Here is a 25,431-nt window from a genome sequence, read left to right as displayed (position 1 = left end):
ACCTTTGAACACCCTTTTCTCCCACAATCCCATCACGTTGCGCACAGCCATATAGGAATACCGCAAATTTTGCGACAGAACCCGCATGGGGGGCACCACCACTTGCCAAGGGTAGCGGTACAGCAGCCCCCAGAAGAGCATCAGCGCCAGCAGCGCACCGGCCAGGATCGCCGCAAATTGCATCGCGAGGCTGTTGGGATCGACCAGTGGCGGCGGGGGCGGCAATTTGGCGAGGGTCTGGACGTTCTGTTCCAGCCGGGCGAGGATATCCTGCATCGCCACCTCGCCGGGCAGGCGGGCAAGCTGCTTGGTCAGCCGATGCTCGAAACCACCGAGGCTGGCATCGACCCGCTCGCCGATCATGTTGGCGAGATGCGCCTCGGCCCCAGCATCCAGCGCGGCGCGTGCGGCAAGCGCCTTGCCGAGCCGTACCTCACGCCGGTCCATGTCGCGCAGCACGCGGTCGAGATCCAAGGCCATCTGCTCCAGGCTGCTCAGGAATTGCGGCGTGGTGAGCAGCAGAGGTTCCGGCGCAACAGGCGGCGGCACCACCACCGCGCCACCAACCTTCCCCTCCGCGCCAATCGCCTCGCGCACCAGCGCGCGCAGCAGTTCGGGACGGTTGATCCCGCGCTGGGCCGCCAACCGGTCGACCTCAGCCAGCAGCGCATCGTCGAAGCTGACGTTGAGTTGCGCCATCAGCGGCCTCCCTTGCGGCTAGGCACAGGAATGGGGGAATTGCGCGATTCTAGGGCCTGTCTAGGCCCATAGGCAGGCCGCATTCGCGAAATGCAGCGCACGGTATGAAGTCGCCACCGCCTACATAGGGCGGCATAGGCGGCATCAACATGCTGATTTACAGCACTTTCATTGCCTAGATCCAAGGCTACCCAGTAGCGTGGTGTGTGCCTGATTTGCCTTACACCGCCGCTCTCAACAGGGGGGGGCTTGGAGAGCAGTGAGCAGAATCTGGCCCTTGTGGGGTAGGTATCCCGGCCTGTAGGCCGCGATGGAAACAAGGGGGCGATCATTGCGCCGTGCCTCCTATGAACTGATTGTCAAGGTGGGCGATGAGACTGCTGGCGAACTGGCCCAGCGCGCCATTGCCCATGTCCTCGGTGACAGGCTGGAACGGATCGACGGGCACGGCGCGATCATCACGCTCAGCGACAACTTGGTCATTCTGGCCAGCCCGGAACAGGCCGGTGAGGTTGAAGCTATGTTGGCGATCCTTGCGCATCATGCCGGACAGGCAGCGGCTGGGGGATCGGGCCTTGTAGCGATGGTCGCCGGGCAGTTCCGCGTTGCGGTCAATCAGCAGGACGCATAGCGCGGCGCGTTCTCGTCCGAAATGCTGGCAGGCGCGGCCCCATGTGCTCTGGGCGATGCCGAGGCGGGCGCAGCTTCGCCATGAGGCCTCGACGATGTTGGGCCATGTGGCGCCGCCCAAAGCCGCGACCAGCTCCTGATAGGCCTGTGTGGCGACGCTGACGGCGGCGCTGGGCGTGATCCGGTCGGGCGCTGCGCCCCGCGCGCTACAGCTTTGTGGTGAGTTTTTGTCTTGTATATTGGGTGCGCAGTTTTCTTCCGGCGCGTCGGAAGTTTTTGGTGCACGGGGATCGGCTGCGGGCGCGCTGGCGATGGCATCGAGCATGGCGGACAGGGTCTCCCGGATCGCGGTGAGGCGGGCGATGCTGGTGATGCGGGCGGTGCGGCCGCCGGGCAGAACGGCCTCGGCGCGTTGGCGCAAGGCGTCATCGCAGGCGTGGCGGATGCGCTGCCCCAACTGACGGATCTCGGCGCGGCATTGGCTGATGGCGCGGGCTTGCAGGTCGAGCGCCTCGGCCTTGCTCTTCAACTCATTATAGCGGGTGATGAGGGGCGCGAGATTGATGCCCGCTGCCCAGGTGATGATGCCGTCCTGGCGGTCACCCGCCCGCGCTCCGTTGATGCCGGCGTTGCGGACGATGAAACCGGCGCGCTCAAGCTCACGCTCGGCTGAATTGATCGAGCGGGGCGTGATGCCCAGCGCCTCGGCAAAACGGCAGGCCTGTGTCCAGACGGCGCAGATGCGGCCCTTGAGGTAATCGGCATCCATCGTCTTGAGGACATAATGCCGCACCAGCGCCACGGCGGTGGAGGACTGGCCGAAGCCGGGGCGGGCCACCTGCTCGAACAGGCGCAGCAGGTCGAAGCGCGTGACGCCCGCAGGCAGGCCTGCATGGGTGAGGGTCGTGCTCATACGGCACCAGATTCAGCCTGAATTGGCAGCGAAGTCCGGTTAGCCAACACCCTCGCAAACCCGCAGAAACCCGTCAGGCGTTTTGCCCCGGTTTGCCTGTCTAATGATTTGAAATCAGCGCCTTGTTGAACCCCTGTCGGGTGCACCATTTTTCCAGACTTTGCCGAAATCGCTGTCGGGATCGACCGTTCCAAATTCGCATGTTCGTTCATGCGGGGGCCGTGATTTGCGAATTTGACATTGGTTTCATGAAATCGGCTCATCGCCGCATGTCCTGATCGTGGGCTAATCAAGTGCCGTTTCAAGGCCTAGAAAGGCGGCGCCCTATTCAGGAAGAAGCCCCCATGCAGATCACCCGCAACGGCAGCGCGCCTGCCGCCTTTGGCCCGGAAGCCACCTTTACCGGCGAAGTACGCATCGACACCCCCTTTGTCGGCAGCGATGGTGCCTCGGTTTCCGGCGCCCATGTTCATTTTCAGCCCGGCGCCCGCACCGCATGGCACAGTCACCCGCTGGGCCAGACCTTGATCGTCACCCATGGCGTGGGCCGGGTGCAATTGGATGGAGAGCCGGTCCGCACCATACGCGCAGGCGACACCGTGTGGATCCGCCCCGGCGAACGCCACTGGCACGGCGCGGGCGAGACGACGGCGATGAGCCATATTGCCATTATCGAAACCGTCGATGGCCAATCGGCGACATGGATGGAACATGTGGCCGACGACGATTTTCTGGCTCTGCCTCAGGATTAAAGATCGAAAGGATATCTATGAAGACCCTTGGTTATGCCGCTCATTCGGCGGAATCTCCGCTCGTCCCGTTTCATTTTGATCGCCGCGAACCGCGCGCCAATGATGTGGTGATCGAAATTCTTTATGCCGGCGTGTGCCATTCCGACCTTCACACCGTCCGCAACGATTGGGGTGGCACGGTCTATCCGGCGATTCCGGGCCATGAAATCGTGGGCCGCGTCATCGAAACCGGCAGTGATGTGACCAAATACAAGGTGGGCGACAATGTGGCGGTGGGCTGTCTGGTCGATGGCTGCCTTGAATGCGATCAATGCGAAAAGCATCAGGAGCAATTCTGTCGCGAAGGGTTGCACGGCACCTATAATGCGCCCGACCGGATTGATGGCACCAACAATTACGGCGGCTATTCGCGCCATATTGTCGTGCGTGAAGAATTCGTGCTGGGCGTGCCCGATGGCATGGACCTGTCGCGCGCCGCGCCGATCCTGTGCGCCGGGATCACCACCTATGCCCCGCTCAAGCGTTGGGGTGTCAAGGAAGGCAGCCGCGTGGGCGTGATCGGGCTTGGCGGTCTGGGCCATATGGCGGTGAAGCTGGCCGCGGCCATGGGCGCGCATGTCACCGCGATCAGCCGCACCGCCGACAAGGCCGAAGAGGCCGCCGAAATGGGCGCGCATGGTCTGCTGATTTCGGGCGATGCCGCCGCGATGCAGGCCGCCTCGATGACATTTGATGTCATCATCGACACGGTGCCGGTGAAGCATGACCTCAACCCCTATATGCCCCTGCTGGACATTGACGGGATGTTGGTGATCGTGGGCCAGCTTGGCCCGGTGGGCGAATTCAACACAGCGACCAGCGTGCTGCACCGCACGGGCGTTGTCGGATCGCTGATCGGCGGGATTGCCGAAACGCAGGAAGTGCTGGATTTCTGCGCCGAAAAGGGCGTGCTGCCCGAATGTGAGATGATCGCCATTCAGGACATTAACGAAGCCTATGATCGCCTGGAAAAGGGCGATGTGCGCTATCGCTTCGTGATCGACATGGCTTCGCTTGAGGCCGAAATGGCCTGAGCCGGTTGCGAGGCGTATTTCACCCCATCCCCGGAATATGCCTCGCAAATAGCGCTTGACCTTCCCATGATGGGAAGCCCCACATTCGCGCCATGAACGACAATTCGTGGCGTGAGTGCGGATCATGAACAAGGTTTTGCAGATCGAGGGCCTGTCCTGCGCATCCTGTGTGGCGCGGGCCGAAAGGGCGTTGATGGCCGTGCCCGGCGTGTCGGGGGCCAGCGTCAATCTGGCGACGCAACGCGCCAATGTGCGCGGCACGGCGGATGCGGACGCCCTTGTGTCCGCCATCAAGGGCGCGGGATATTCCGCCCATGAATTTCACCCCGACACCGATCAGGACGAAACCGACCACCGCCGCGACGTCGAGGCGCAGGCATTGCGCCGCGATTTTCTGCTGGCTTTGGTGCTGGCCTTGCCGGTCTTTGCGCTGGAAATGGGCGGGCATGTCATTCCGGGCGTCCATGAACTGATCCACGCCACCATCGGGATGCAGAACAGCTGGTATCTGCAATTTGCGCTGACCACGCTGGTTCTGGCGGGGCCGGGGCGGCGGTTTTATCGGCATGGCATTCCGGCGCTGTTGCGCATGGCGCCTGATATGAACTCGCTGGTCGCGGTGGGCACCTTTGCGGCCTACGCCTATTCGCTGGTGGCGACCTTTGCGCCCGGCCAACTGCCCCCCGGTACGGTCCATGTCTATTACGAGGCCGCCTCGGTCATCATCGCGCTGATCCTGCTGGGCCGGATGATGGAGGCGCGGGCCAAGGGCCGCACGTCCGAGGCCATCGGGCGGCTGATCCGGCTTCAGCCCAAGGTTGCGCGGGTGCGGGTCAAGGGTGATGTGATCGAGGTCGGCATTGGCGAGGTTCTGACCGGCGACATTATCGAGGTCCGCCCCGGCGAACGCATCCCGGTCGATGGCGACGTGATCGAGGGCGACAGCTTTGTCGATGAAGCCATGATCACCGGCGAACCCATCCCGGTGGCCAAGACCATCGGCAGCCGCCTTGTCGGCGGAACGGTGAACCAACATGGCGCCCTGGCCTTTCGCGCGACGGCGGTGGGGGCCGATACGGTCCTGTCGCAAATCATCGCCATGGTGGAGGAAGCACAGGGCGCCAAATTGCCGATCCAGACCATGGTGGACCGCATAACCCTGTGGTTTGTTCCGGCGGTGATGGCGGCGGCGGTGATGACCTTTGCGGGGTGGATGGTGTTTGGGCCGCAACCGGCGCTGGGTTTGGCCATGGTCAATGCGGTGGCGGTGCTGATTATTGCGTGCCCATGCGCGATGGGGCTGGCCACGCCCACGGCGATCATGGTGGGTACGGGCCGCGCCGCGGAATTGGGCATCCTGTTCCGCAAGGGCGAGGCTTTGCAGGCCCTGCGCGAGGCAAAGGTCATTGCTCTGGACAAGACGGGCACCTTGACGCTGGGGCGGCCGGTGCTGACCGATCTGCATCTGGCGCCGGGGTTTGAACGGGGCGTTGTTCTGGGCGCGATGGCGGCGGTGGAGGATCGATCCGAACACCCCATCGCCCGTGCCATCGTTGCCGCTGCGCGTGAGGAAGGTTTGACCCTCGCCCCGGTCAGCGGATTTGCCGCCATCACCGGCATGGGCACGCGCGGCGTGGTCGATGGGCGCGATGTGGCGATTGGCGCGGATCGCTTCATGGACAGCATGGGGATCGATGTCGGCATATGGGCCGAAACCGCCGCGATCATGGGCCGCGATGGCAAGACCCCGCTCTATGTCGCGATGGATGGCGTTTTGGCGGCGGTTCTGGCCGTGTCCGATCCAATCAAGCCGGAGACGCCCGCCGCGATTGCGGCTTTTCATGCGATGGGGTTGAAAGTGGCCATGATCACCGGCGACAATCGCGCCACGGCGCAGGCCATTGCCGCGCGCCTGAACATCGATGAAGTGGTGGCGCAGGTCATGCCCGACGGCAAGGTGGAGGCCGTGCGCCGGTTGCAGGCGCAATACGGCCTGCTGGCCTATGTGGGCGATGGCATCAATGACGCGCCCGCTTTGGCGCAGGCCGATATTGGCGTGGCCGTGGGCACGGGCACCGATATTGCGATTGAGGCCGCCGATGTCGTGTTGATGTCGGGCAATCTGGGCGGGGTGGGCGACGCCATGGCCCTGTCGCGCGCGACGATGAGGGCGATCGGGCAAAACCTGTTCTGGGCCTTTGCCTATAATGTCGCGTTGATCCCGGTGGCGGCGGGGGTGCTGTATCCGGTGCTGCTCTCGCCGGTGTTTGCGGCCGGCGCGATGGCCATGTCCTCTGTCTTTGTGCTGGGCAATTCGCTGCGGCTGCGGCAGTTTCGGGCCAAAGGAGGCGCGTGATGAACATTGGCGAGGCGGCAAAGGCATCGGGCGTTTCGGCCAAGATGATCCGCTATTACGAACAGACGGGCCTGATCCCCAAGGCGGACCGGCGGGAATCGGGATATCGCGATTATTCGCCCGCCGATGTCCATAATCTGCGCTTTATCCGCCGCGCCCGCGACATGGGCTTTGCCGTGGCCGAGATCCACGAATTGCTGGGCCTGTGGCGCGACCGTTCGCGCCACAGCGCCGATGTAAAGCGGATTGCGTCGGACCATGTCGCGCAATTGAGCGCGCGCATCGCCGCGATGGAGGAAATGCGCGCCACGCTTCAGACATTGATCGGATGCTGTGCCGGGGATGACCGGCCCGATTGCCCGATCCTGGCCGATCTGGCGCAACCTGGGGGTGATGCGGCATCACGCCCCGATCCGATCCACCGATTGCGCGAACAATCCACAGCCAATCGCCGTAATTAGACCCCAATCCCGGCCTTTTCCACCGGAGTTTCCACAGGCGTTCCCCGTTCCACCCGTTCCGAATAACGGTCGACCAGTTGATCGACATGCGGGCGGAGCAGCACGGTAAAGCGTACCAGTTCTTCGCACACATCGACGATGCGGTCGTAATAGGACGAGGGTTTCATTCGCCCGGCCTCGTCAAATTCCTCATAGGCCTTGGCGACGGAGGATTGGTTGGGGATGGTGAACATCCGCATCCATCGGCCCAGCAGGCGCAACGTGTTCACGCTGTTGAACGATTGCGATCCGGCGCTCACCTGCATAACGGCCAGAGTGCGCCCCTGCGTCGGGCGCATCCCCTTCATGGCCAAAGGCAGGTGGTCGATCTGGGTCTTCATGATGCCGGTGATCTGGCCATGGCGTTCGGGGCTGCACCACACCTGACCTTCGGACCAGAGCGAAAGTTCGCGCAGTTCATGGACGGCGGGGTGGTCATCGCCGCCCACCTGATCGGGCAGGGGCAGGTCGGAGGGATCGAAGATCTTCACCTCGCACCCGAAATGGATCAGCAGGCGGGCGGATTCCTCGACCACCAGCCGCGAATAGGACCGTTCCCGCAAAGAGCCATAGAGCAGCAGGATACGCGGCGGCGGATCCCCCGCGCCAAGGCCAAGGGCAGGGCGCAGATGGGCATATTCAGGCCGCAGCGCGGGCAGGTGATACGGATCGGACAGGGTGCGCAGGCGCGTGGACTGGGTCATGGATCAAACCTTTTGCGGGGTGCTGTCGGCGAACCAGCGGCGGCCGATCCACAGCGAAACATTGACCAGCCCGATCAGCACCGGCACTTCGACCAGCGGGCCGATGACGGCGGCAAAGGCGACGGGCGAGGCCAGACCAAAGGCGGCAATCGCCACCGCAATGGCCAGTTCGAAATTGTTCGACGCCGCCGTAAAGGACAGCGCGGCGGCGCGCGGATAATCGGCGCCCATCACCTTGGCCAGAGCAAAGCTGAGCAAAAACATCGTGATGAAAAAGATCACCAGCGGCACGCCCACCTTGACCGCATCCATCGGCAGGGCGAGGATCTCACCGCCCTTCAGGCTGAACATGGCGATGATGGTGAAGAGCAGCGCGACCAGCGTGATCGGGCTGATCGCGGGGATGAAGTGGCTGTTGTACCATTCCTTGCCCCGATGGGCGATCAGCACGCGCCGCACCAGATAGCCCGAGGCGAAAGGCACGCCCAGATAGGTCAGCACCGCCTTGGCAATCATCGGAAACGAAACGTCGATGACGTGCGCCTCCAGCCCGAAAATCGGGGGCAGAACGGTCAGCAGCAGCCAGGCATAGGGCGTGTAGAAAAAGATCTGGAACAGTGAATTGAACGCGACCAGCCCGGTGACATATTGCGGGTCACCATGGGCCAGCTGATTCCACACCAGCACCATGGCGATACACGGAGCGATGCCGATCAGGATCAGCCCGGTCATATATTCGGGCGAATTGGGCAGAAACGTCACCGCCAGCGCAAACATCAGCGCCGGGCCAATGATCCATGCCAGCGCAAAGGACAGGCCCAGAATCCGCGTATCACGGAAAACCTGCCCCAATTCCTCATATTTCACCTTGGCCAGCGGGGGAAACATCATCAGGATCAGACCGATCGCGATGGGGATGCTGGTGCTGCCCACGGACATGGCGTTCAATGCGGCGGGAACGGCGGGGATAAAGCGCCCCAGCCCGATGCCCAGCCCCATGGCCAGAAAGATCCACAAGGTCAGATAGCGGTCGAGAAAAGACAGACGCTGGGTCATGCCGCACCTTCCATTTGCCCGATTTGGGCCAGTTGCGCGGTCAATTCCGCGCGGTCCATCGTTTCGAACGGCAGCGCCAGAAAAGCCTGCGCCCGCATCATCAACAGGCGCCATGTTTCCTCAAAGGCGGCGTCCTCGGCTTCCTCGCCCACGGCGTCGGCGGGGTCTTCCAATCCCCAATGGGCGCGCAAGGGGGCGCCGGGAAAGACCGGGCAAGCCTCACCCGCGGCATTGCCGCAGACGGTGACGGCCAGATCAATGCGCGGCGCATCGGGGCCGGAAAATGCCAGCCAGCTTTTCGAGGAAAAGGCCGAGGTATCGATCCCGCGCCGTGTTAACAGCCGCAGCGCGCCGGGGTGGGGAACACCCTTGGGCTTGCTGCCCGCGCTGTGGGCCATCACCCGGCCGGGGGCCAGATGGTTGAAGATCGCCTCGCCCAGGATCGAGCGGGCCGAATTGCCGGTGCACAGCACCAGAATGGAAAAGGGTGCACTCATGCCGCACCTACGCGGGCGCCGGTGGCGTCGATCACCTGTTCGCCATCTTCCTTGGCAAAGGCGCCTTGCTGGGCGGCGGGAATCAGGTCGAGCACTTCCTCGGACGGGCGGCACAATTTGACGCCCAGCGGCGAGACGACCAGCGGGCGGTTGATCAGGATGGGATGCTCGATCATCGCATCGATCAATTGCGCATCGCTCAATGCCGGATCACCCAGACCCAGTTCGGCAAAAGGCGTGCCCTTTTCCCGCAACAGCGCGCGCGCGCCAATTCCGGCCCGCGCAATCAGGCTTTCCAGCATGGCGCGCGAGGGCGGGGTCTTGAGATATTCCACCACATGCGGCTCGACCCCTGCATTGCGGATCATGGCCAGCGCATTGCGCGACGTGCCGCAGGCCGGGTTGTGATAGATGATGATATCAACAGGCAAGGTCATACGGTTTGCTCCGCAACAGGTGTGGGACAGCAGGCGATATCGGGCAGGCAGGACGCCCCGCCGCAGCAATTTTCGGTCAGATAGGCCATCAGGCCGTTCATCGCGGCATAGTTGGCGGTGTAGATGATCAGACGGCTTTGACGGCGTTGTGACACCAATCCGGCATGGGACAGCGCGGCCAGATGAAAGCTCATTGAGGAGGAGGCCATGCCCAGCCTTTCGGCGATGGCGCCCGCGGCCATGCCATCCGCGCCCGCCTGAACCAGCAGGCGAAAGGCGGCAAGCCGGTGTTCCTGCGCCAGCGCGCCCAGCGCGGCGATGACATTTTCCGCTTTGGGCAACTCCGGGGTGACGGGGGGCAATTCCACGCGTATCTCCATATTTCGATAAATATTGAAATATGGAGATACGCCGCGCTCGTCAAGAGCGATGGTGTTGGGTATGCCCCTTGCTGACGCCACCACAATATAATAGAACTAATGTTCTAAATAAACGGAGGGGATATCATGGTTACGCGTCGTCATGCCTTGGGCGGGATCACCACGGGCGCCATCGGGGCTGCGGTGCCGCTGGCCGGCAACATGGCCGCCGCCGCCGCAACCGGCGCAAAACCCGCCGCATCCGCCGCCCACGCCACCGGGCCGGAGGGCGAACGCCGCCCCGATCTGGGTAATGGATGGTATCGCAATCCGATCATGCCGGGCGATTATCCCGATCCTTCGATCCTGAAGGATGGCGATGATTATTACATGACCCATTCCAGCTTTGACGCGGCGCCGGGCCTGATCATCTGGCATTCACGCGATCTGGTGAACTGGCGTCCGATGGGGCCTGCTTTGCTCAATCCGTTGGGCACGGTCTTTGCCGTGGACATCGCCAAGCACAATGGCCGCTATTACATCTATATCCCTTTCATGAAGGCCCCATGGTCCAAGGGATTGGCCAGCTTCGCCAATATCTATGTCATCCACGCCGACAGTATGGCAGGCCCGTGGAGCGAGCCGATCGATCTCAAAATCGGCGGCCTGATCGATCCGGGCCATGTCGTGGGCGAGGATGGCAAACGCTACCTCTATCTTTCGGGCATCAACCGCGTCGCGCTGTCCGATGATGGCCTGTCCACCATCGGTCCGGTCGAACCGGCCTATGACGGCTGGCACTATCCCGATGAATGGGTGACGGAGGGCTATTCGCTGGAGGGGCCAAAGCTGTTCCGGCGCGGGGAGTGGTTCTATCTGGTGTCGGCGGTGGGCGGCACATCGGGTCCGGCCACCAGCCATATGGTTATTGTCGCGCGGTCGAAATCGGCCAAGGGGCCATGGGTCAATTGCCCGCACAACCCGATTGTCCGCACCAAAAGCGACAAGGAGGCGTGGTGGTCACGCGGCCATGCCACGATGGTAGAAGGACCGGGGGTAGAGGGGCCGAAGCATCAGTGGTACATGGTCTATCACGGCTATGAAAAAGACTATCGCTCGCTTGGGCGCCAAACTTTGCTGGAGCCTTTGGCGTGGGGCGCGGATGGCTGGCCGCGGGCGTTGGGGGGTGATCTTTCGTTGGCCATGCCTATGCCGACTGGGCCCATGCCAACCGGCAAGACGGGGAATCCGGGCGGCCTCATCCGCAGCGATGATTTCACCGCCCCGGCTTTCGGCACGCGATGGAGCTTTTATGGCGCCGCGCCCGGTGAAGCGTCGCGGGCAAGGGTCGGAGGCGGCGTGCTGGAACTGGCCGCCAAGGGGACGGGGCCGGCCGATTGCTCACCCTTGACCCAGACGGTGGGCGATCACGCCTATGAGATCAGCGTCATGGTCGATGTGGATGCCGGGGCGCAGGGCGGCTTGCTGTTGTTTTATAATGACCGGCTGTTTTTGGGGATCGGCATTGATGGACAGAGCATGGTCACATGGCGCGGCGGGCGCAGCAGTTACTGGCAGGAACCCGCGCCCAAGGTCGGCAAGCTCTATCTCAAAATCGTCAATGATCGCCACATCGTCAGCTTTTATTACAGCCTTGATGGCAAAACATGGACCCGCCACGGCATCCGCAGCGAAGTTTCCGGCTATCAGGCCAATACGGTCGATGATCTCTCCTCGCTGCGCCCGGCGATCTATGCCAGCGGCAAGGGCGTGGTGCGGTTCAGGGACTATCGCTTTCGCGCAAAGGGTTAGGCGCGCCGGGTGGCGATGGGCAGGGCATAGGCCCCGCCCAGTCCGGCCAGAACCAGCAGGATGGCGCCGGTAATGAAACTGGCCTGATAGCCCAGATGGTCGAACATCACGCCGCCCAATGCTGCGCCCAGCGTGATCGCCATCTGGATCACGGCGACCATCAATCCGCCCGCTGCCTCGGCATCATCGGGCAGAGTGCGCGCCATCCACGCCCACCATGCCACCGGAGCGGCGGTGCCGATACAGCCCCACAGTGCCATCAGAACCGCTGTGGGCACGACGCCCGCCCCCCATCGCGCCAGACCCAGCGCCACCAGTCCAAGCACCAGCGGCATGGCGAGCAATGTGCCCCGCAGAGACGCGGCAATGAACCGCCCGATGATCGCATTGCCCACCAGACCCGCCGCGCCCAGCCCCAGCAGGATCAGCGACAGGGTTGAGACATCGACCCGCGTCACCTGCTCCAGAAACGGGCGGAAATAGGTGAAGACCGAGAATTGTCCCATGAACAGCAAGGCTGTGGCCATCATGCCCCATGCCGCCTTGGGTTTGCGCAGGACGGCAACCATCGTGGCGGGCTTTTCGGGGGGCGAGGGCAGGCTGGGCAGGCTGAAATATTTCCACGCAAAGGTGAGGGCCGCCATCGGCACCACCACGAAAAAGGCCCCGCGCCACCCGATATATTGGCCCAGAAAGCTGCCCAGAGGCGCCGCGATGGTGGTGGAGAGCGCATTGCCGCCATTGAGCAGCGCCATCGCGCGGGGGACATCACGCGGCGGCACCAGGCGCATGACCGTGGCCGCCGACATTGACCAGAAGCCGCCAATCACCACCCCGATCAGCGCGCGCCCCACCATCAGCACCAGAAAATTGGGCGCCGCGGCCACCACCGCGCCCGATACGGCCATCAACCCCGTCAGGCCCATCAACAGATGCCGCCGGTCGATCCCGCTGCTGATCCGGGCAATACAAAGGCTGGTGATGACAGCGAACAGCCCGGAAATGGCGATGGCCTGTCCGGCGGTGCCTTCGGTCAGATGCAGGTCGTGGGCGATGGGGGAAAGCAGGCTGACCGGCATGAATTCCGACGCGATCAGGGTCGAGACGCAAAGCGTCAGCGCAAAGACCGCGCTCCACGCGGCGGGGGCGTCATCGGCGGGAAAGGGGCTTGCGGCATTGGCGTGGGGGGAAAGGCTGGTCATCAGATTCTCGGACAGGAGGGATGAGCCTTCCTATCCGCGTTACGTCTTGGGGATTAGCCGGTGCGTTTTCGATGGGCCGATGAGGAAAATTCATCAAACCGTGAATTGATCAAAAACCCATCGGGCGCATCTCGCGGATCAATTCGATCAACATGCGCAACCCCACCGGCAAATTGCGCCGCCCCGGATAATAGATATGCAGCGCAGGCCCCGGCGTGAGCCAATCCGACAACATCGATGTCAGACGCCCCTGTTCCAGATCATCGGCCGCACAAATCAGCGGCAAATAGGTGATACCCGCCCCGCGCCGCGCCAGATTGAGCGCAAACTGTCCCGAATTATGGGTGATCGATCCGGGCACCGCCAAGGCCATGCTTTCACCGCCGCGTTCAAATTCCCAGCGATAGACGCGACCATTGCCCAGCCACACCTGAAGACAGCGATGGTCCTTCAGATCATGCGGATGCTGGGGCAAGCCATGGGCGGCCACATAGTCGGGCGAGGCGACCACGGCCCATTCGACATCGGCGCTCAATCGCTGGGCAATCATGTCATCGGGCACGGTGCCGCCAAACCGGATTCCCGCATCGAACCCATCGTCAAAGACGTCGAGCATGCGGTTTTCGACATAGATATCCAGTTCGATGTCCGGCCAGCGTCGGTTGAATTCCGGCAGCACCGGGGCCAGCAGCATATCGGCCGCCACATCGGGAACATTGATGCGGATGCGCCCGCGCGGCGCGTCACGATGGCGGTTGAGTACGTCCTCTGCGCCCAGCACGGCGGCAAAAGGCCCGCTCAATTGCGCGATCAGGTCTTCTCCCGCCGCGCTCAGCGTCACCGAACGGTTGGTGCGATTGACCAGCCGAACCCCCAGCCTTTCCTCCAGCCCTTTGAGTGCATGGCTGAGCGCCGAGGCGCTGACGCCCAGTTCCAGCCCCGCCTGACGAAAATTGCGGTGGCGGGCAATGGCCAGAAAAGCGGCAAGATCGGCAAGGTCGGTGCGTGCAAAGGCCATGGGCGGAATATAGGGATTTGGCGAGCGAACGGGTAGAGGGATGTCACACGTGAAACACCGGTATCATTTCGGCATTTTCATCGCCATCAATACCAACCGCCCGTCGATCCGGTCAAACCAATGCGCAACGCCGGCGGGCACCATGATCCAGTCGCCCTTTTTCACGTCCTGACCGATGCCGCCTTGAATCGCGCTGCCGGTGACATTGGGGGTGTCGGCGTTCTTTTCATCGATCAAGGCGCCGCCCGTCACCAGATGGCCGTTGCCCTCGATGGCGTAAAAGAACTCGTGTTCATCGCGATGGGTGGATGCGCCACCCACCTTGATGCGATATTCGATATTGGCGCGATAGGGTGACAGGTTCAGCAGGTCCAGCGCCGGGATCGGCTTGCCCGCCTCGGCTGCAGCTTGGGCCTTGGCGATTTTTTCCTGCACCTGTGCGGCATCGACATGGATGGCCGCGGCGCTTTGGGCCAGGGCCGCGCCGGGCGCGATCACGAACAACGAAGCGGCAAGCAGGCGCAAGGTCATCGGGCAATCCTTACCAACGGTCGGGGCTTAACCTAACCCGATCACTTCGCCCGCCAGCGTCAGATAAAAGCGCGCGATTTCGGCCAGAGCCTGATCGTCAAGGACAAAGGGCTGTCCCGCCGCCTGTTTCCCGCCCGCCACGCCCAGCGAGGCCATGGCCAGATCGCGCGCGGTCAAGGCGCAATGGTTGCGCACCGGTTGATCACAGGCCACGACCTGTAACCGCCGGATCGCGCGTAGGCGGGGCCGGTGTTTGTCCAGCGGGTGGAGATCGGCCGGGGCGCGGCGATAGGCCTTGGGCGCCATCGCCTGCAGGAATCCGCGATATTCGCTGATCAGCAGCGAGAAGAACCGGTCGAGTTCCTTCAGATGGTTGCCCGAAACCCGCATTAACACCTGCGGTTTGAGCGGGCTGGGCGCGGGGCGCGTTTGCGCGGCGCGCACGATCAGATAGCGGCAACCGGCCTCCAGCGTGGCGAAACTGGTATGCAATGCCTGCGCATTGGTATGGTCGAACCAGTGTTTTGCCGGATCAGTTTGCCGATTTTCACCCTGTCGGATCATGATGGATGCTCCCATGGCAAGCGGGAGCATGGCAACTCTCAGCCGACAGCGCGCGACATAATGATGCTGACGGTATGGTCAGCCCTACAGGTTGCGGGCGGTTTCGTCCAATGCAATCGTGCGCAGCGATGGTAGCGATATAAGTGCTATCGTTGGTATTTTAATCATTCTCCTTGCGCATGACAGGTAAATTGGCGCATCAGCCAACCGATCAAAGGATGGCGCGCAATGGCAACGATCAAGGATGTGGCAGAGCATTCGGGCATTTCGATCAAGACGGTGTCACGCGTTATCAATGGCGCGCAGACCGTCCGGCCCAAGGTGCGCGAAAAGGTCGAGGCATCGATCCGCGCGCTGAATTACCGCCCCGCTCTGGCCGCGCGGCAATTGGCCAGCGGGCGCAGTTTCATCATCGCCATGATCGCCCCCCGCCTGACCTACAGCTATTTTTCGCGCATTATGGTGGCCGCGGCGGATGCTTGTCGAAAGGTGGGCTATCATCTGGTGCTGGAGGTGATCGATGGCGAAGATGCGGCGATTTCCCTGTCATGCGAACCCGATGCGGTGATTGTGGTGCCGCCCTTTGCGGATAATCTGCGTGTGCTTTCGGCCCTGTCGGCGCTGGGCAAGCCGGTGGTGCGGATTGCGGGGCGCGAGGATGGCGTGGGGCGCAGCGTGGCGGTGCATGACCATGCGATTGCCCGCGAAATGGCGGATTATCTGGCGGACAGGGGGCATCAATGTCTGGCCATGATCGCGCCGCCCCGGCCCGAAATGGCATCCGAAGAACGGCTGACGGGCTTTCGCGAAGGGCTGGCTGGGCGGGGGCTGGATTTGCCCGAAACCCATGTCGTGCGGGCGGGCATGACCTTTGTCGAGGGCGAGCGCGCCTTTCTCGAACTGATGGCTTTGCCCCGACGGCCCACCGCGATTTTCGCCGCCAATGATCAGATGGCGCTGGGCGCGATGGCCTGCGCATTGCGCATGGGGTTTCGCGTGCCACAGGATGTGGCGATTGCCGGTTTCGACAATTCGATCGAGGGGCAGATGTGCTTCCCCGCGCTGACCAGCATTCACCAGCCGGTCGAGGAGATTGCGCGGATTGCGGTGGATATGGCCTTGGGTCGGGATCTGGGGGAGGCGGGCTTTGCCCACCATCTGGTGATCCGCGAATCGGCCTAAAAGTACCAGCGATGGTATTTTCTTGACTCCCCGCGCGGCCCGATTATGCATGGGGCCAAGATGGCGCGGGGGCGGCAATCCCCCTTGGCGCGCGGATGGGCCATGGAATTGGCCAAAACAGGGGATGTTTGGGTGATGGCGAAATTGCACAAAATGATTCTGGGCGGCGCGGCATGCTTTGCCGCCATGGCGTTTCAGGGCGGCGTCGCACAGGCGGCCCCCAAACCTGCCGCCAAACCCGCAGAGGCCCCGGCGCCCGATGCGCCCGCCCGTCCGCGCAACATCATCTTCGTGCTGGTCGATGATCTGCGCTTTGACGGCATGGGCTTCCTGCAACCGGGCCTGTTGCAGACGCCCAACATCGACAAGATGGCGCGTGAGGGCACCTATTTCCCCAATGGCGTGACCACCTCCTCGCTGTGCAGCCCCAGCCGCGCGACGATCCTGACGGGCATGACGGCGCGCAACCATGGCGTGGTGGACAATAACAATTCGTCCGAGGATGGGTTGACCTTCTTCCCCGCCTATCTGCAACAGGCCGGGTATCAGACCGCCTTTATCGGCAAATGGCACATGGGCAATGACACCGACGCCCCGCGCCCCGGCTTCAACAAATGGCTCAGCTTCAAGGGGCAGGGGCATTATTATCCCACGGGCGACCTGCCCCCCGCCGCCGTGGCTGCGGGCAAGGCCAATATGTTCAACGTCGATGGCAAAGAGGTTGCCCAGACCGGCTATATCACCGACGAACTGACCGATTATGCGATGAACTGGCTGGAAAAGGAGCGTGATCCCAAGAAGCCCTTCTTCCTCTACCTTTCGCACAAGGCGGTCCATTCCGATCCCTTGCCCCCGCCGCGCTATGCGCATCAGTATGACAAGGCAAAATTCGCCCTGCCCGCCAGCGCGGAAAACACGCCGGAAAATTACAAGGGCAAGCCGCGCTGGGTCTATGATCAGCGCAATACGTGGCATGGCATTGATTTCTTTTACAATTCCGACATGAAAATGACGGAATACCTGAAATATTACTATGGCACGCTCTCGGCGGTCGATGACTCGCTGGGCCGGATCATGGCGTACCTGAAAAAGAACCATCTGGAAAAGGACACGCTGGTCGTGTTCACCAGCGACAATGGTTTCCAGATCGGCGACCACGGGTTGATCGACAAGCGCACCGCCTATGAGGCATCGGTCCGCGTGCCTCTGGTGATGTGGGAGCCGGGGACGGTGCCGGCCAATACGGTCAACACGGGGCGCGTGCGCGGTCTCGATTTCGCTCCGACCTTTTTGACGGCGGCGGGCGTGAAAACCATGCCGCAACAGTTCGAGGGCCAGAATGCATGGGGCCTGATCACCGGCGCGCAAAAGCCCGCGCAATGGAACCCCAGCGATTTCATCTACGAATATTACTGGGAATGGAGCTTCCCCGAAACGCCCACCACCTTTGCCATCACGCGCGGCAATCTGAAGTATATTCAGTATCACGGCATCTATGACCGCGAGGAACTGTATGACATCGGCGCCGACCCCACCGAGATGACCAATCTGATCGACGATCCGGCGCATCTGAACGACAAGATCACCCTGCGCGCCGCGCTCTATCAACAGATGGCGAATGATAAGGGCAAGCACATGATCCCATATACCGCGCGTCAGGCCATCGGTTCGGTGCGGCGGATGAAGGGGGGGACGGGGGCGGCTCCTTTCCCGGAAGAATGGCTGGTTGAACCCAATCGGACCGACCGTTTGGACGACATCATGCCCGACACCATGGCCAAGGGCGCGGCCAAAGCGGCGGGCAAGCCTTTCGTCAATTCGCCCACCGTGGCCGAACAGCTCAAGAAGATTCCCGAAAAGTAAGGGGCCTTTGCAAGCCGTTTATCCGGACATAGACATAGGCGATGACCATGCCGCAGCCTTCGCCCGCCCCATCGAATATGCGCCTTGTCGAAGGCGGCGTGTTCAAGATGGGATCTTCGGCCTTTTATCCGGAGGAAGCCCCGTGCCGAAAGGTGCGGGTTGCTTCATTCTGGGTTGATGAAACCCCGGTGACCAACGCGCAATTCGCCGCTTTTGTCGCGGCCACCGGATACAAGACCTTTGCCGAAACCCCGCCCGATCCGCGGGATTATCCCGGTATGGACCCCGCGCTGGCGGTGGCCGGATCGCTGGTTTTCACGATGACCGACCGGCCGGTGGATCTGGGTGATCCGTCGCAATGGTGGCGATGGGTGGCGGGGGCGTGCTGGCGCCATCCGTTGGGGCCGGAGAGCGATATTGCGGATATTCTTGACCACCCGGTCGTGCATGTGACGCATCAGGATGCCGCCGCCTATGCCGCATGGGCGGGCAAACGCCTGCCCACCGAGGCCGAGTTTGAATTTGCCGCGCGCGGCGGGCTGGAGGATGCCGAATATGCATGGGGGGACGAATTGACGCCGGGGGGCGAGCATAGGGCCAACACATGGCAGGGCCTGTTCCCCTTTGCCAACACCGCCGCCGACGGCTGGGTGCGGACCAGCCCTGTGCGCGCCTTTCCCGCCAATGGTTATGGCATCCATGACATGATCGGCAATGTCTGGGAAATCTGCGAGGATTGGTGGAGCCTGCCGGGCGATGCGCGCCCGCGCAAGAAGAGCGCCTGTTGCGCCATCGACAATCCGCGTGGGGGTTTTCGCGCCAAGAGTTTCGACCCCGCCCAACCTACCGCCAAAATCCCGCGCAAGGTGATCAAGGGCGGCTCGCACCTATGCGCGCCATCCTATTGCCAGCGCTATCGACCGGCGGCCCGCCACCCCCAATCGATAGACAGTTCAACCAGCCACATAGGTTTTCGTTGCGTCATGGAGCATCGGGCTGATTGACTTCCATTACACCGTATGGTTTACGGGCGGGGAAGCGCTTTTGACAGGCTTGTCACTGGCGGAAAACCACTATACCCCCAGCATAACGATGCTTGGCCAATAGGTTTGGCATGCGATTTGGCCCTGGTACGTATGAGAGTACTGCATGACCGAAACTCCCCCGACTGTTGATTCCTCTGAGAATTCCTCGTCTTCGACCGCACGCAAAGTCCTGCCCATCCTGGGATTGGCGGTTTTGCTGGGCGGCGGCTGGTGGGGGTGGGATTATTTCACCCATGGTCGCTATATCGAGGAAACCAACGACGCCCAGATCGCGGCGGATACTTTGGCCGTCTCGCCGCGTATTTCTGGCTATGTGGCACAGGTGCTGGTTCAGGATAACCAGGATGTGAAGGCGGGGACGCCTTTGATCACGCTCGACCCGCGCGATTACAAGGCCAAGACCGCGCAGGCATCGGCGCAGGTCGCCATTGCGCAGGCCTTGGAAGCCAATGCGCAGGCCGCCATTGCCGAACAGCGCGCCGGGATCGAACAGGCCCGCGCCCAGTTGAGCGCCGCGCAAGCCAAAGCCAAGTTCGACGCCGATCAGGTCAAGCGCTTTACCCCTCTGGTGGCGAGCGGGGCAGAACAGGCGCAGCAATTGTCGCAATTGCGCGCCGCGGCCGATCAATCCGCCGCGCAGGTCCGCGCCCAGGAAGCCGCCATCGAGGCCCAGCAACGCCGCATCGCCAGCATCGAGGCGCAGGCCAGACAGGCCGCCGCGCAGGGACAGGGCGGCAAGGCCCAGTTTGACGCCGCCAATGTCGATCTGGACGCCACCACGATCCGCGCCGCCATCGACGGCCGCATTGGGGACAAGACCGTGATGCAGGGCCAGTTCGTGTCGGCGGGCACGCGCCTGATGACGCTGGTGCCTTTGTCCAAGATCTATGTCGTGGCCAATTTCAAGGAAACGCAATTGGCCCATATGCGCCCCGGACAGGATGTGTCGATCAAGGTCGATGCTCTCGATGGCCGCGCCATCAAGGGCAAGATCGAGAGCCTTGCGCCCGGCACCGGGTCCAGCTTCAGCCTGATCGCGCCCAGCAATGCGACCGGCAATTTCACCAAGATCGTCCAGCGCGTGCCGGTGCGCATCCGCATTGAAGCCGACGCCGATACGCGCCGCCTGTTGGTGCCGGGTCTGTCGGTGACGGCGATGGTGGACACGAAAACGGCGCATTGATCATGGTCGATGCGCCTCCGGTAAAGGCCGACCTGTCGGCATGGCTGGCGGTGGCGGCGGGAACGTTGGGCGCGCTGATGGCGACGCTCGACATTTCCATCGTCAATTCCGCGCTGCCTACGATTCAGGGTGAAATCGGCGCTTCGGGCACCGAGGGGACGTGGGTGGCCACGTCCTATCTGGTGGCCGAAATCGTCATCATCCCGCTGGCCGCCTGGCTTCAGCGGGTGCTGGGCCTGCGCACATTTCTGTTGATCGCGGCCAGCCTGTTCACCTTCTTCTCGATGATCTGCGGCTGGGCCGACAGCCTGACGATGATGATCATCGGGCGCGTGGGTCAGGGCTTTACCGGGGGGGCGTTGATCCCCACGGCGCAGACGATCATCGCCATGCGTTTGCCGCGTGAACAGCAACCGATCGGCATTGCCGCCTTTGGCGTGACGGCGGTGATGGGGCCGGTGATGGGGCCGCTGGTGGGCGGTTGGCTGACCGAGAATGTCAGCTGGCACTATGCCTTCTTCCTCAACCTGCCGGTTTGTATCGCGCTGCTGCTGCTGCTGATTTTGGGCCTGCCGCACGAGAAAAGCCATTTGGGCGAATTTGCCAATGCTGACTGGTTTGGCATTGCCGGGTTGGCGCTGGGGCTGGGCGGTTTGACGGTCTTGCTGGAGGAAGGGCAGCGTGAGCAGTGGTTTTCCTCTGACCTGATCCGCGAAATGGCGCTGGTCAGCGCGCTGGGCTTTGTCAGCCTGTTTCTGGGGCAGAAATTTGCCAAGCGCCCGGTGATTCAGCTTCGGCTCCTGCTCGACCGGCAATTTGGCGCGGTGGCGGTGATGGGGCTGGTGCTGGGTATGGTGCTTTATGGCACGTCCTATGTGATCCCCCAGTTTCTGGCGGCGGTGGCCAATTACAACGCGCTGCAATCGGGCAAGATCGTCTTGATCTCCGGCCTGCCCAGCCTGTTCATGATGGCCATCGTGCCGATCCTGTTAAAGCGTATCGACGTGCGCGTGGCGGTGTTCTTCGGGCTGGCGATCATGGGCGTGTCGTCATTGGTCGACACGGGCATGACGATGAGTTCGGATGGCAGCGATTTCGTCGAATCCCAGCTGATGCGCGGCGTGGGTCAGATTTTGGGCATGTTGTTCCTGTCACAGGCCTGTGTGCGTTCGGTGCCGCGCGAACTGGCGGGCGACGCGTCGGGTCTGTTCAATTCGGTGCGTAATCTGGGGGGCAGCATCGCTCTGGCCGGGATTGCCATCATTCAGGACAACCGTATCTGGCTCCACACGCGCCGGTTGGAGGAAACGCTCCACGCCAACAGCGTGATGGTGCAGGATCAGGTGCGCGCGATGGGCGGCCTGCTGCGCGCCGCGCCCCAGATCGAGGGCCAGCTTCAGCTTCAGGCGCTGGTGATGACCTATAACGATATTTTCCGGATCATGGGCTATGGTACGTTGATCGTGCTGCCGCTGGTCCTTTTGCTGCGCCCGTTTTCCAAAGACGCCGCGCCCGACGTTCCCATGCATTGACGAGAGCCATGATGACCCGTTTGCCGATGATGATTGCTGTGGGGTTGCCGCTGGCGCTGCCATTGGCTCTGGGCGCCTGTACGGTAGGGCCGGATTATGCCGGGCCGCCCAAGATGGCCCATGGCGCCGCCTTTGTGCGCGGGGCCGTGGATGCGCAGGACGCGCCCGTTCTGGCGCGTTGGTGGGAAGTTTTGGGTGATGCGCAGCTTAACGGGCTGATCACCGAGGCTCTGGCCCACAGCCCCAGTGTCGAGGATGCACAGGCCAAGGTGCGCGAAGCCGCCGCGGTGCTGCGCCAGAAGAAGGCCAGCGATCTGCCTTCGGTTGCCCCCACATTTATCGCGGGCAAGGCCGAACTCCCGGCGTTCAGCGCGGGGGGAAGCCGCAGCTCGCTCGAAATCTACAACCTTGGCGCGACGGCCTCGTGGGAACCGGATTTCTGGGGCATCAACAAGCGCACCAATGAAAATGCCCGCGCCAATGAGGATCGGGCCAAGGCGCAGCTGGCCGATGCGCAGGTCAGCCTTTCGGCGCAGGTGGCGCAGGCCTATGTGAACCTGCGCGATGCACAGAACCGCGCGGTAATGGTGGCGCAGGTCGTCACCTTGCGCGAACAGGCGCTGGGCCTTGTGCGGCAACGCCATGGCGCGGGCGTGGCGACGCTGGCCGATGTGGCGCGATACGAAGGCGATATGCGCAGCGCCATGGCGCAGGCCGCCCCGATCCGGGCGCAGGTCGAAGTGGCGATGAACCAGCTCGCCGTGCTGACCGGAAAGGCGCCGGGGGAACTGGATGCCGCATTGGCGCAGGTCAAGCCGCTGCCCGTTCTGCCCGCCAAGGTGGCGGTGGGTGATCCGGCCGATCTTTTGGCCCGGCGTCCCGATGTGCGCGCGGCCGAACGCCTGCTGGCCGCGCAAACGGCGCAGGTGGGCGTGGCGCGGGCGAAATTGCGCCCCCGCCTGTCCCTCACCGGCATTCTGGGCATGGGCAGTTCCTCGATCACCAGCATCGTCGATCCGGCGACAGCGGCCTATGGCATCCTGCCCCAGATCAAATGGTCCGGCCTCGATTGGGGCAAGGGGCAGGCCAGCGTGGCGCAGGCCAAGGCACAGCGCGACAGCGCGCAGGCGCAATATCGCCGCGCCGTCCTGACCGCTCTGGAAGATGCCGAAAGCAGCCTGTCGCGTTTTGGCGCAGCGCGTGAACGCCTGATGCAGTTGGAAGCGGGCGAAGGCACGGCACAGTCCAGCGCCCGCCTTGGCGCGCAACGGGTCAGCGCGGGGACATCGTCCAAGCTGGAACAGACCGAACGCGAAGCCCAGGTATTGCAGGCCGCGATCACCAGCGCACAGGGCCGCGCCGAAGTGGTGGTGGACTATATCGCCATCGCCAAGGCACTGGGTCTGGGCTGGGAAGGCTAAACATCCATCATCAGCCTTGCGCCGATCGCCATCAGCGCAAGGCCCATGGCCCCTTCGATCCAGAATTTGGCGCGGGCAAATCCGGCCAGAACGCGGGGGTGTGAAAAGCCCAGCGCGACCGCGCAATACCACCCCGCCGACACCAGCCCGGCAATCGCCACCAGCGCGACCGAAAACCACAGCGGCGGGTGGGGCGGCATGATGACGGTCAACACGCTGGCGTAAAAGGCCAGAGCCTTGGGGTTGGTCATGCTGACCAGATAGGCGCGGCGAAAGGCGTGGAGGCCATGGGCGGCGTCCTGCACCGGGGCGGGCATCGGGCCGGGCATGGGAGCGGGCGCGCCCAGCACCAGTTTCACCCCCAGCCAGATCAGATAGGCCGCCCCGGCATAGCGCAGCACCAGCAGCACGGCAGGCGAGGTCTTGAGCACCGCCCCCATGCCCACCACCGCCATCAACGTCCATGTCGCCGAAGCCAGCCCCATCGCCAGCCCCGCCAGCAGACCGGCGCGGCGCGTGCCGCCCATCGTGATCGAGGTAACGGCGATGAAATTCGGCCCCGGGCTGATAAAACCCAGCAACAGCACGCCCGCCAGCCCCAGCAATTGCCACAATTGTTCCATGGGGATAATTCTGTGACAGCCGCGCGCACCTGTGTCGAGCCATGCTATAGGCCGCGCCCATGGATGACATGATGCCCTGGCTGGCCCGCCGCGAAAACTGGACCCCGCAAAGTGAGGACGCCCGCGATGGCGGCGACATCGATTATGCGCGGGTGATCCATTCGGCCTCTTTCCGGCGGCTTCAGGGCAAGACGCAAATCCTCAACCTTGGCGACAGCGATTTTTATCGCACGCGCCTGACCCATTCGCTGGAGGTGGCGCAGATCGCAGGCGGCATTGCGCGGCAATTGCAAAAGGACGCGCCCGACCATCCCGCCACCGGGATCCTGCCGGGGCGCAGCCTGATCCATGCCATCGGATGCACCCATGATTTCGGCCACCCGCCCTTTGGCCATGGGGGAGAGGTGGCGCTGAATTACTGTATGCGCGACCATGGCGGGTTTGAAGGCAATGGCCAGACGCTGCGCATCCTCTCGCGGCTGGAGACTTTCTCGCAAGGGGCGGGGGCCAATCTGGCGCGGCGGACTTTGCTGGGCGTGCTGAAATATCCGGTGGCTTTTTCCGATGTGCGCAATCCGGACATCACGCCGAGGTTGGCAACCGGCCCAACCACCTTGCGCATCATCGATGCGGCCAGCGCCAAGCCGCCCAAATGCTATCTGGATAGCGAGCGGGACGTGGTGGATTGGATTCTCGATCCTTTGTCTGCATCGGAGTCCGCATCGGACCGGGCCCTGTTCCAAAGCTTTACGGCCAAGCCCGGCGGCCACGCCAAATCGCGCCACAAATCGCTCGATTGTTCGATCATGGATGTGGCCGATGACATTGCCTACGGCGTCCATGATCTTGAGGATGCCATCGCGCTTGACCTCATCCACCGCGAGACATTTGCCGCGGCGGTGACGGATCGCTGTCCCACGTTCCTCGACGCGCTCAAGGCCAAATATCCGGGCGAGAGCGCCAATGACGTCATGCGCCAATTCGTCGATGGCCTTTATGGCGGCGAAAACAGCCGGAAACGCTTCATCGGTCGGCTGGTGCATCATTTCCTGACGGCGGTGCATTATGTCGAGATGGAAGAGTTTGCCTCGCCGCTGTTGCGCTGGCGCGTGGGGATGGCGCCGGGACAGAAGGCTTTCCTCGATGTGCTGAAAGATCTGGTCGTGCGCGAGGTGATCACCAGTCCGGCGGTCCAGCATCTGGAGTTCAAGGGTCAGACGATGGTGGTGGCCGTGTTCGAGGCGATGCAGGCTGATCCGAGGCGCCTGCTGCCCCGTGACCGTCTGCCTGCGTATGATCAATATGGGGTGCGGGCGATTTGCGACTATGTGGCGTCGATGACCGACACCAGCCTGCTCAAAACCTATGAGCGTCTGTTTGCTCCCCGCATGGGATCGGTGTTCGATCGGCTGTAACCCGGCGGCCTTGCCCCGGACGACAGGCAAAAAAATGGCCAGCCCGGAGGCTGGCCTTTGGAA

The 25,431-nt window shown here is 62.8% G+C and carries 25 protein-coding genes; 12 read left to right on the top strand and 13 right to left on the bottom strand.

Features of this window, described 5'->3' with window-relative positions:
* The 3 genes from ACZ9HU_RS15440 to ACZ9HU_RS15430 form a co-directional block, all read right to left on the bottom strand.
* Window positions 1-699, bottom strand: a 699-nt coding sequence (locus ACZ9HU_RS15440) for a CopG family ribbon-helix-helix protein (protein ID WP_476106126.1), incomplete at its 3' end; no start/stop codon positions are given.
* 328 nt (window positions 700-1,027) lie between these two features.
* Window positions 1,028-2,242 carry a helix-turn-helix domain-containing protein gene (locus ACZ9HU_RS15435; RefSeq protein WP_476106124.1) on the bottom strand — a complete coding sequence of 405 codons (1,215 nt, stop codon included), beginning with the start codon at window positions 2,240-2,242 and terminating at the stop codon, window positions 1,028-1,030.
* Entirely contained in the window at window positions 2,239-2,505 is a 267-nt protein-coding gene (locus ACZ9HU_RS15430) for a hypothetical protein (protein ID WP_476106123.1), read from the bottom strand. The genes ACZ9HU_RS15435 and ACZ9HU_RS15430 overlap by 4 nt, the downstream gene beginning before the upstream one ends.
* An 81-nt stretch (window positions 2,506-2,586) precedes the next feature.
* On the opposite strand from ACZ9HU_RS15430, the gene ACZ9HU_RS15425 reads away from it, so the two are divergent.
* From ACZ9HU_RS15425 to cueR, 4 genes are all read left to right on the top strand, one after another.
* Window positions 2,587-2,994 (top strand): (R)-mandelonitrile lyase, encoded by a 408-nt coding sequence (locus ACZ9HU_RS15425; RefSeq protein WP_476106121.1) that lies wholly within the window; start codon window positions 2,587-2,589, stop codon window positions 2,992-2,994.
* Between the two features lie 17 nt (window positions 2,995-3,011).
* The gene (locus ACZ9HU_RS15420; protein WP_476106119.1) at window positions 3,012-4,067 is read left to right on the top strand and encodes an NAD(P)-dependent alcohol dehydrogenase; all 1,056 of its coding nucleotides are present in this window, start codon (window positions 3,012-3,014) and stop codon (window positions 4,065-4,067) included.
* 124 nt (window positions 4,068-4,191) lie between these two features.
* On the top strand, window positions 4,192-6,423 hold the full coding sequence (locus ACZ9HU_RS15415; RefSeq protein ID WP_476106116.1) for a heavy metal translocating P-type ATPase: 2,232 nt from the start codon (window positions 4,192-4,194) through the stop codon (window positions 6,421-6,423).
* Window positions 6,423-6,884, top strand: coding sequence for a Cu(I)-responsive transcriptional regulator (gene cueR, locus ACZ9HU_RS15410; protein ID WP_476106115.1), 462 nt, complete (start codon window positions 6,423-6,425; stop codon window positions 6,882-6,884). The genes ACZ9HU_RS15415 and cueR overlap by 1 nt, the downstream gene beginning before the upstream one ends.
* Here the strand turns inward: cueR and arsH are convergent.
* The 5 genes from arsH to ACZ9HU_RS15385 are packed head-to-tail and all read right to left on the bottom strand — an operon-like array spanning window position 6,881 to window position 9,985.
* Window positions 6,881-7,627, bottom strand: a complete 747-nt coding sequence (gene arsH, locus ACZ9HU_RS15405) for an arsenical resistance protein ArsH (RefSeq protein ID WP_476106114.1) — start codon at window positions 7,625-7,627, stop codon at window positions 6,881-6,883. The two genes, cueR and arsH, sit on opposite strands and share 4 nt — an antisense overlap.
* A 3-nt stretch (window positions 7,628-7,630) precedes the next feature.
* Window positions 7,631-8,683, bottom strand: a complete 1,053-nt coding sequence (arsB, locus tag ACZ9HU_RS15400) for an ACR3 family arsenite efflux transporter (RefSeq protein WP_476106112.1) — start codon at window positions 8,681-8,683, stop codon at window positions 7,631-7,633.
* Window positions 8,680-9,180 carry an arsenate reductase/protein-tyrosine-phosphatase family protein gene (locus ACZ9HU_RS15395; RefSeq protein ID WP_476106111.1) on the bottom strand — a complete coding sequence of 167 codons (501 nt, stop codon included), beginning with the start codon at window positions 9,178-9,180 and terminating at the stop codon, window positions 8,680-8,682. Before ACZ9HU_RS15395 ends, arsB begins: the two co-directional genes overlap by 4 nt.
* A complete protein-coding gene (gene arsC, locus ACZ9HU_RS15390) occupies window positions 9,177-9,617 on the bottom strand; it encodes an arsenate reductase (glutaredoxin) (RefSeq protein WP_476106109.1) in 441 nt (146 codons plus the stop codon). Before arsC ends, ACZ9HU_RS15395 begins: the two co-directional genes overlap by 4 nt.
* Entirely contained in the window at window positions 9,614-9,985 is a 372-nt protein-coding gene (locus ACZ9HU_RS15385) for an ArsR/SmtB family transcription factor (protein WP_476106107.1), read from the bottom strand. Before ACZ9HU_RS15385 ends, arsC begins: the two co-directional genes overlap by 4 nt.
* A 138-nt stretch (window positions 9,986-10,123) precedes the next feature.
* Between ACZ9HU_RS15385 and ACZ9HU_RS15380 the strand changes: the two genes are divergently transcribed.
* Window positions 10,124-11,788: a family 43 glycosylhydrolase gene (locus ACZ9HU_RS15380; protein WP_476106105.1), complete on the top strand. Its 1,665-nt coding sequence runs from the start codon at window positions 10,124-10,126 to the stop codon at window positions 11,786-11,788.
* Here ACZ9HU_RS15380 and ACZ9HU_RS15375 read toward each other — a convergent pair.
* The 4 genes from ACZ9HU_RS15375 to ACZ9HU_RS15360 all read right to left on the bottom strand — a co-directional run bounded on the left by ACZ9HU_RS15375 (window position 11,785) and on the right by ACZ9HU_RS15360 (window position 15,103).
* Complete coding sequence (locus ACZ9HU_RS15375) at window positions 11,785-12,990, bottom strand: MFS transporter (protein WP_476106103.1); 1,206 nt, start codon at window positions 12,988-12,990, stop codon at window positions 11,785-11,787. The genes ACZ9HU_RS15380 and ACZ9HU_RS15375 overlap by 4 nt on opposite strands.
* Before the next feature lie 109 nt (window positions 12,991-13,099).
* Window positions 13,100-14,008, bottom strand: a complete 909-nt coding sequence (locus ACZ9HU_RS15370; protein ID WP_476106101.1) for a LysR family transcriptional regulator — start codon at window positions 14,006-14,008, stop codon at window positions 13,100-13,102.
* Between the two features lie 63 nt (window positions 14,009-14,071).
* The gene (locus ACZ9HU_RS15365; protein WP_476106100.1) at window positions 14,072-14,539 is read right to left on the bottom strand and encodes a cupin domain-containing protein; all 468 of its coding nucleotides are present in this window, start codon (window positions 14,537-14,539) and stop codon (window positions 14,072-14,074) included.
* Between the two features lie 27 nt (window positions 14,540-14,566).
* The gene (locus ACZ9HU_RS15360) at window positions 14,567-15,103 is read right to left on the bottom strand and encodes a hypothetical protein (protein ID WP_476106099.1); all 537 of its coding nucleotides are present in this window, start codon (window positions 15,101-15,103) and stop codon (window positions 14,567-14,569) included.
* A 228-nt stretch (window positions 15,104-15,331) separates the two neighbouring features.
* Between ACZ9HU_RS15360 and ACZ9HU_RS15355 the strand changes: the two genes are divergently transcribed.
* From ACZ9HU_RS15355 to ACZ9HU_RS15330, 6 genes are all read left to right on the top strand, one after another.
* Window positions 15,332-16,285: a LacI family DNA-binding transcriptional regulator gene (locus ACZ9HU_RS15355; protein WP_476106098.1), complete on the top strand. Its 954-nt coding sequence runs from the start codon at window positions 15,332-15,334 to the stop codon at window positions 16,283-16,285.
* 153 nt (window positions 16,286-16,438) lie between these two features.
* Window positions 16,439-18,148: a sulfatase family protein gene (locus ACZ9HU_RS15350; protein ID WP_476106145.1), complete on the top strand. Its 1,710-nt coding sequence runs from the start codon at window positions 16,439-16,441 to the stop codon at window positions 18,146-18,148.
* Window positions 18,149-18,225: 77 nt separating this feature from the next.
* Complete coding sequence (locus ACZ9HU_RS15345) at window positions 18,226-19,152, top strand: formylglycine-generating enzyme family protein (RefSeq protein WP_476106143.1); 927 nt, start codon at window positions 18,226-18,228, stop codon at window positions 19,150-19,152.
* A gap of 145 nt (window positions 19,153-19,297) precedes the next feature.
* Entirely contained in the window at window positions 19,298-20,377 is a 1,080-nt protein-coding gene (locus ACZ9HU_RS15340) for an HlyD family secretion protein (RefSeq protein WP_476106096.1), read from the top strand.
* Window positions 20,378-20,379: 2 nt separating this feature from the next.
* Window positions 20,380-21,909, top strand: a complete 1,530-nt coding sequence (locus ACZ9HU_RS15335; RefSeq protein WP_476106095.1) for an MDR family MFS transporter — start codon at window positions 20,380-20,382, stop codon at window positions 21,907-21,909.
* Between the two features lie 8 nt (window positions 21,910-21,917).
* The gene (locus tag ACZ9HU_RS15330) at window positions 21,918-23,330 is read left to right on the top strand and encodes an efflux transporter outer membrane subunit (protein ID WP_476106094.1); all 1,413 of its coding nucleotides are present in this window, start codon (window positions 21,918-21,920) and stop codon (window positions 23,328-23,330) included.
* Here the strand turns inward: ACZ9HU_RS15330 and ACZ9HU_RS15325 are convergent.
* The gene (locus ACZ9HU_RS15325; protein WP_476106092.1) at window positions 23,327-23,953 is read right to left on the bottom strand and encodes a LysE family translocator; all 627 of its coding nucleotides are present in this window, start codon (window positions 23,951-23,953) and stop codon (window positions 23,327-23,329) included. The two genes, ACZ9HU_RS15330 and ACZ9HU_RS15325, sit on opposite strands and share 4 nt — an antisense overlap.
* A 68-nt stretch (window positions 23,954-24,021) precedes the next feature.
* Between ACZ9HU_RS15325 and ACZ9HU_RS15320 the strand changes: the two genes are divergently transcribed.
* Window positions 24,022-25,368: an anti-phage deoxyguanosine triphosphatase gene (locus ACZ9HU_RS15320; protein ID WP_476106141.1), complete on the top strand. Its 1,347-nt coding sequence runs from the start codon at window positions 24,022-24,024 to the stop codon at window positions 25,366-25,368.
* The last annotated feature ends 63 nt before the right edge of the window (window positions 25,369-25,431 follow it).

Source organism: Novosphingobium sp. Sphag1I (assembly GCF_056279125.1).
The sequence above is the reverse complement of the archived record's forward strand: the minus strand, read 5'-3'. Positions and strand labels throughout refer to the sequence as shown.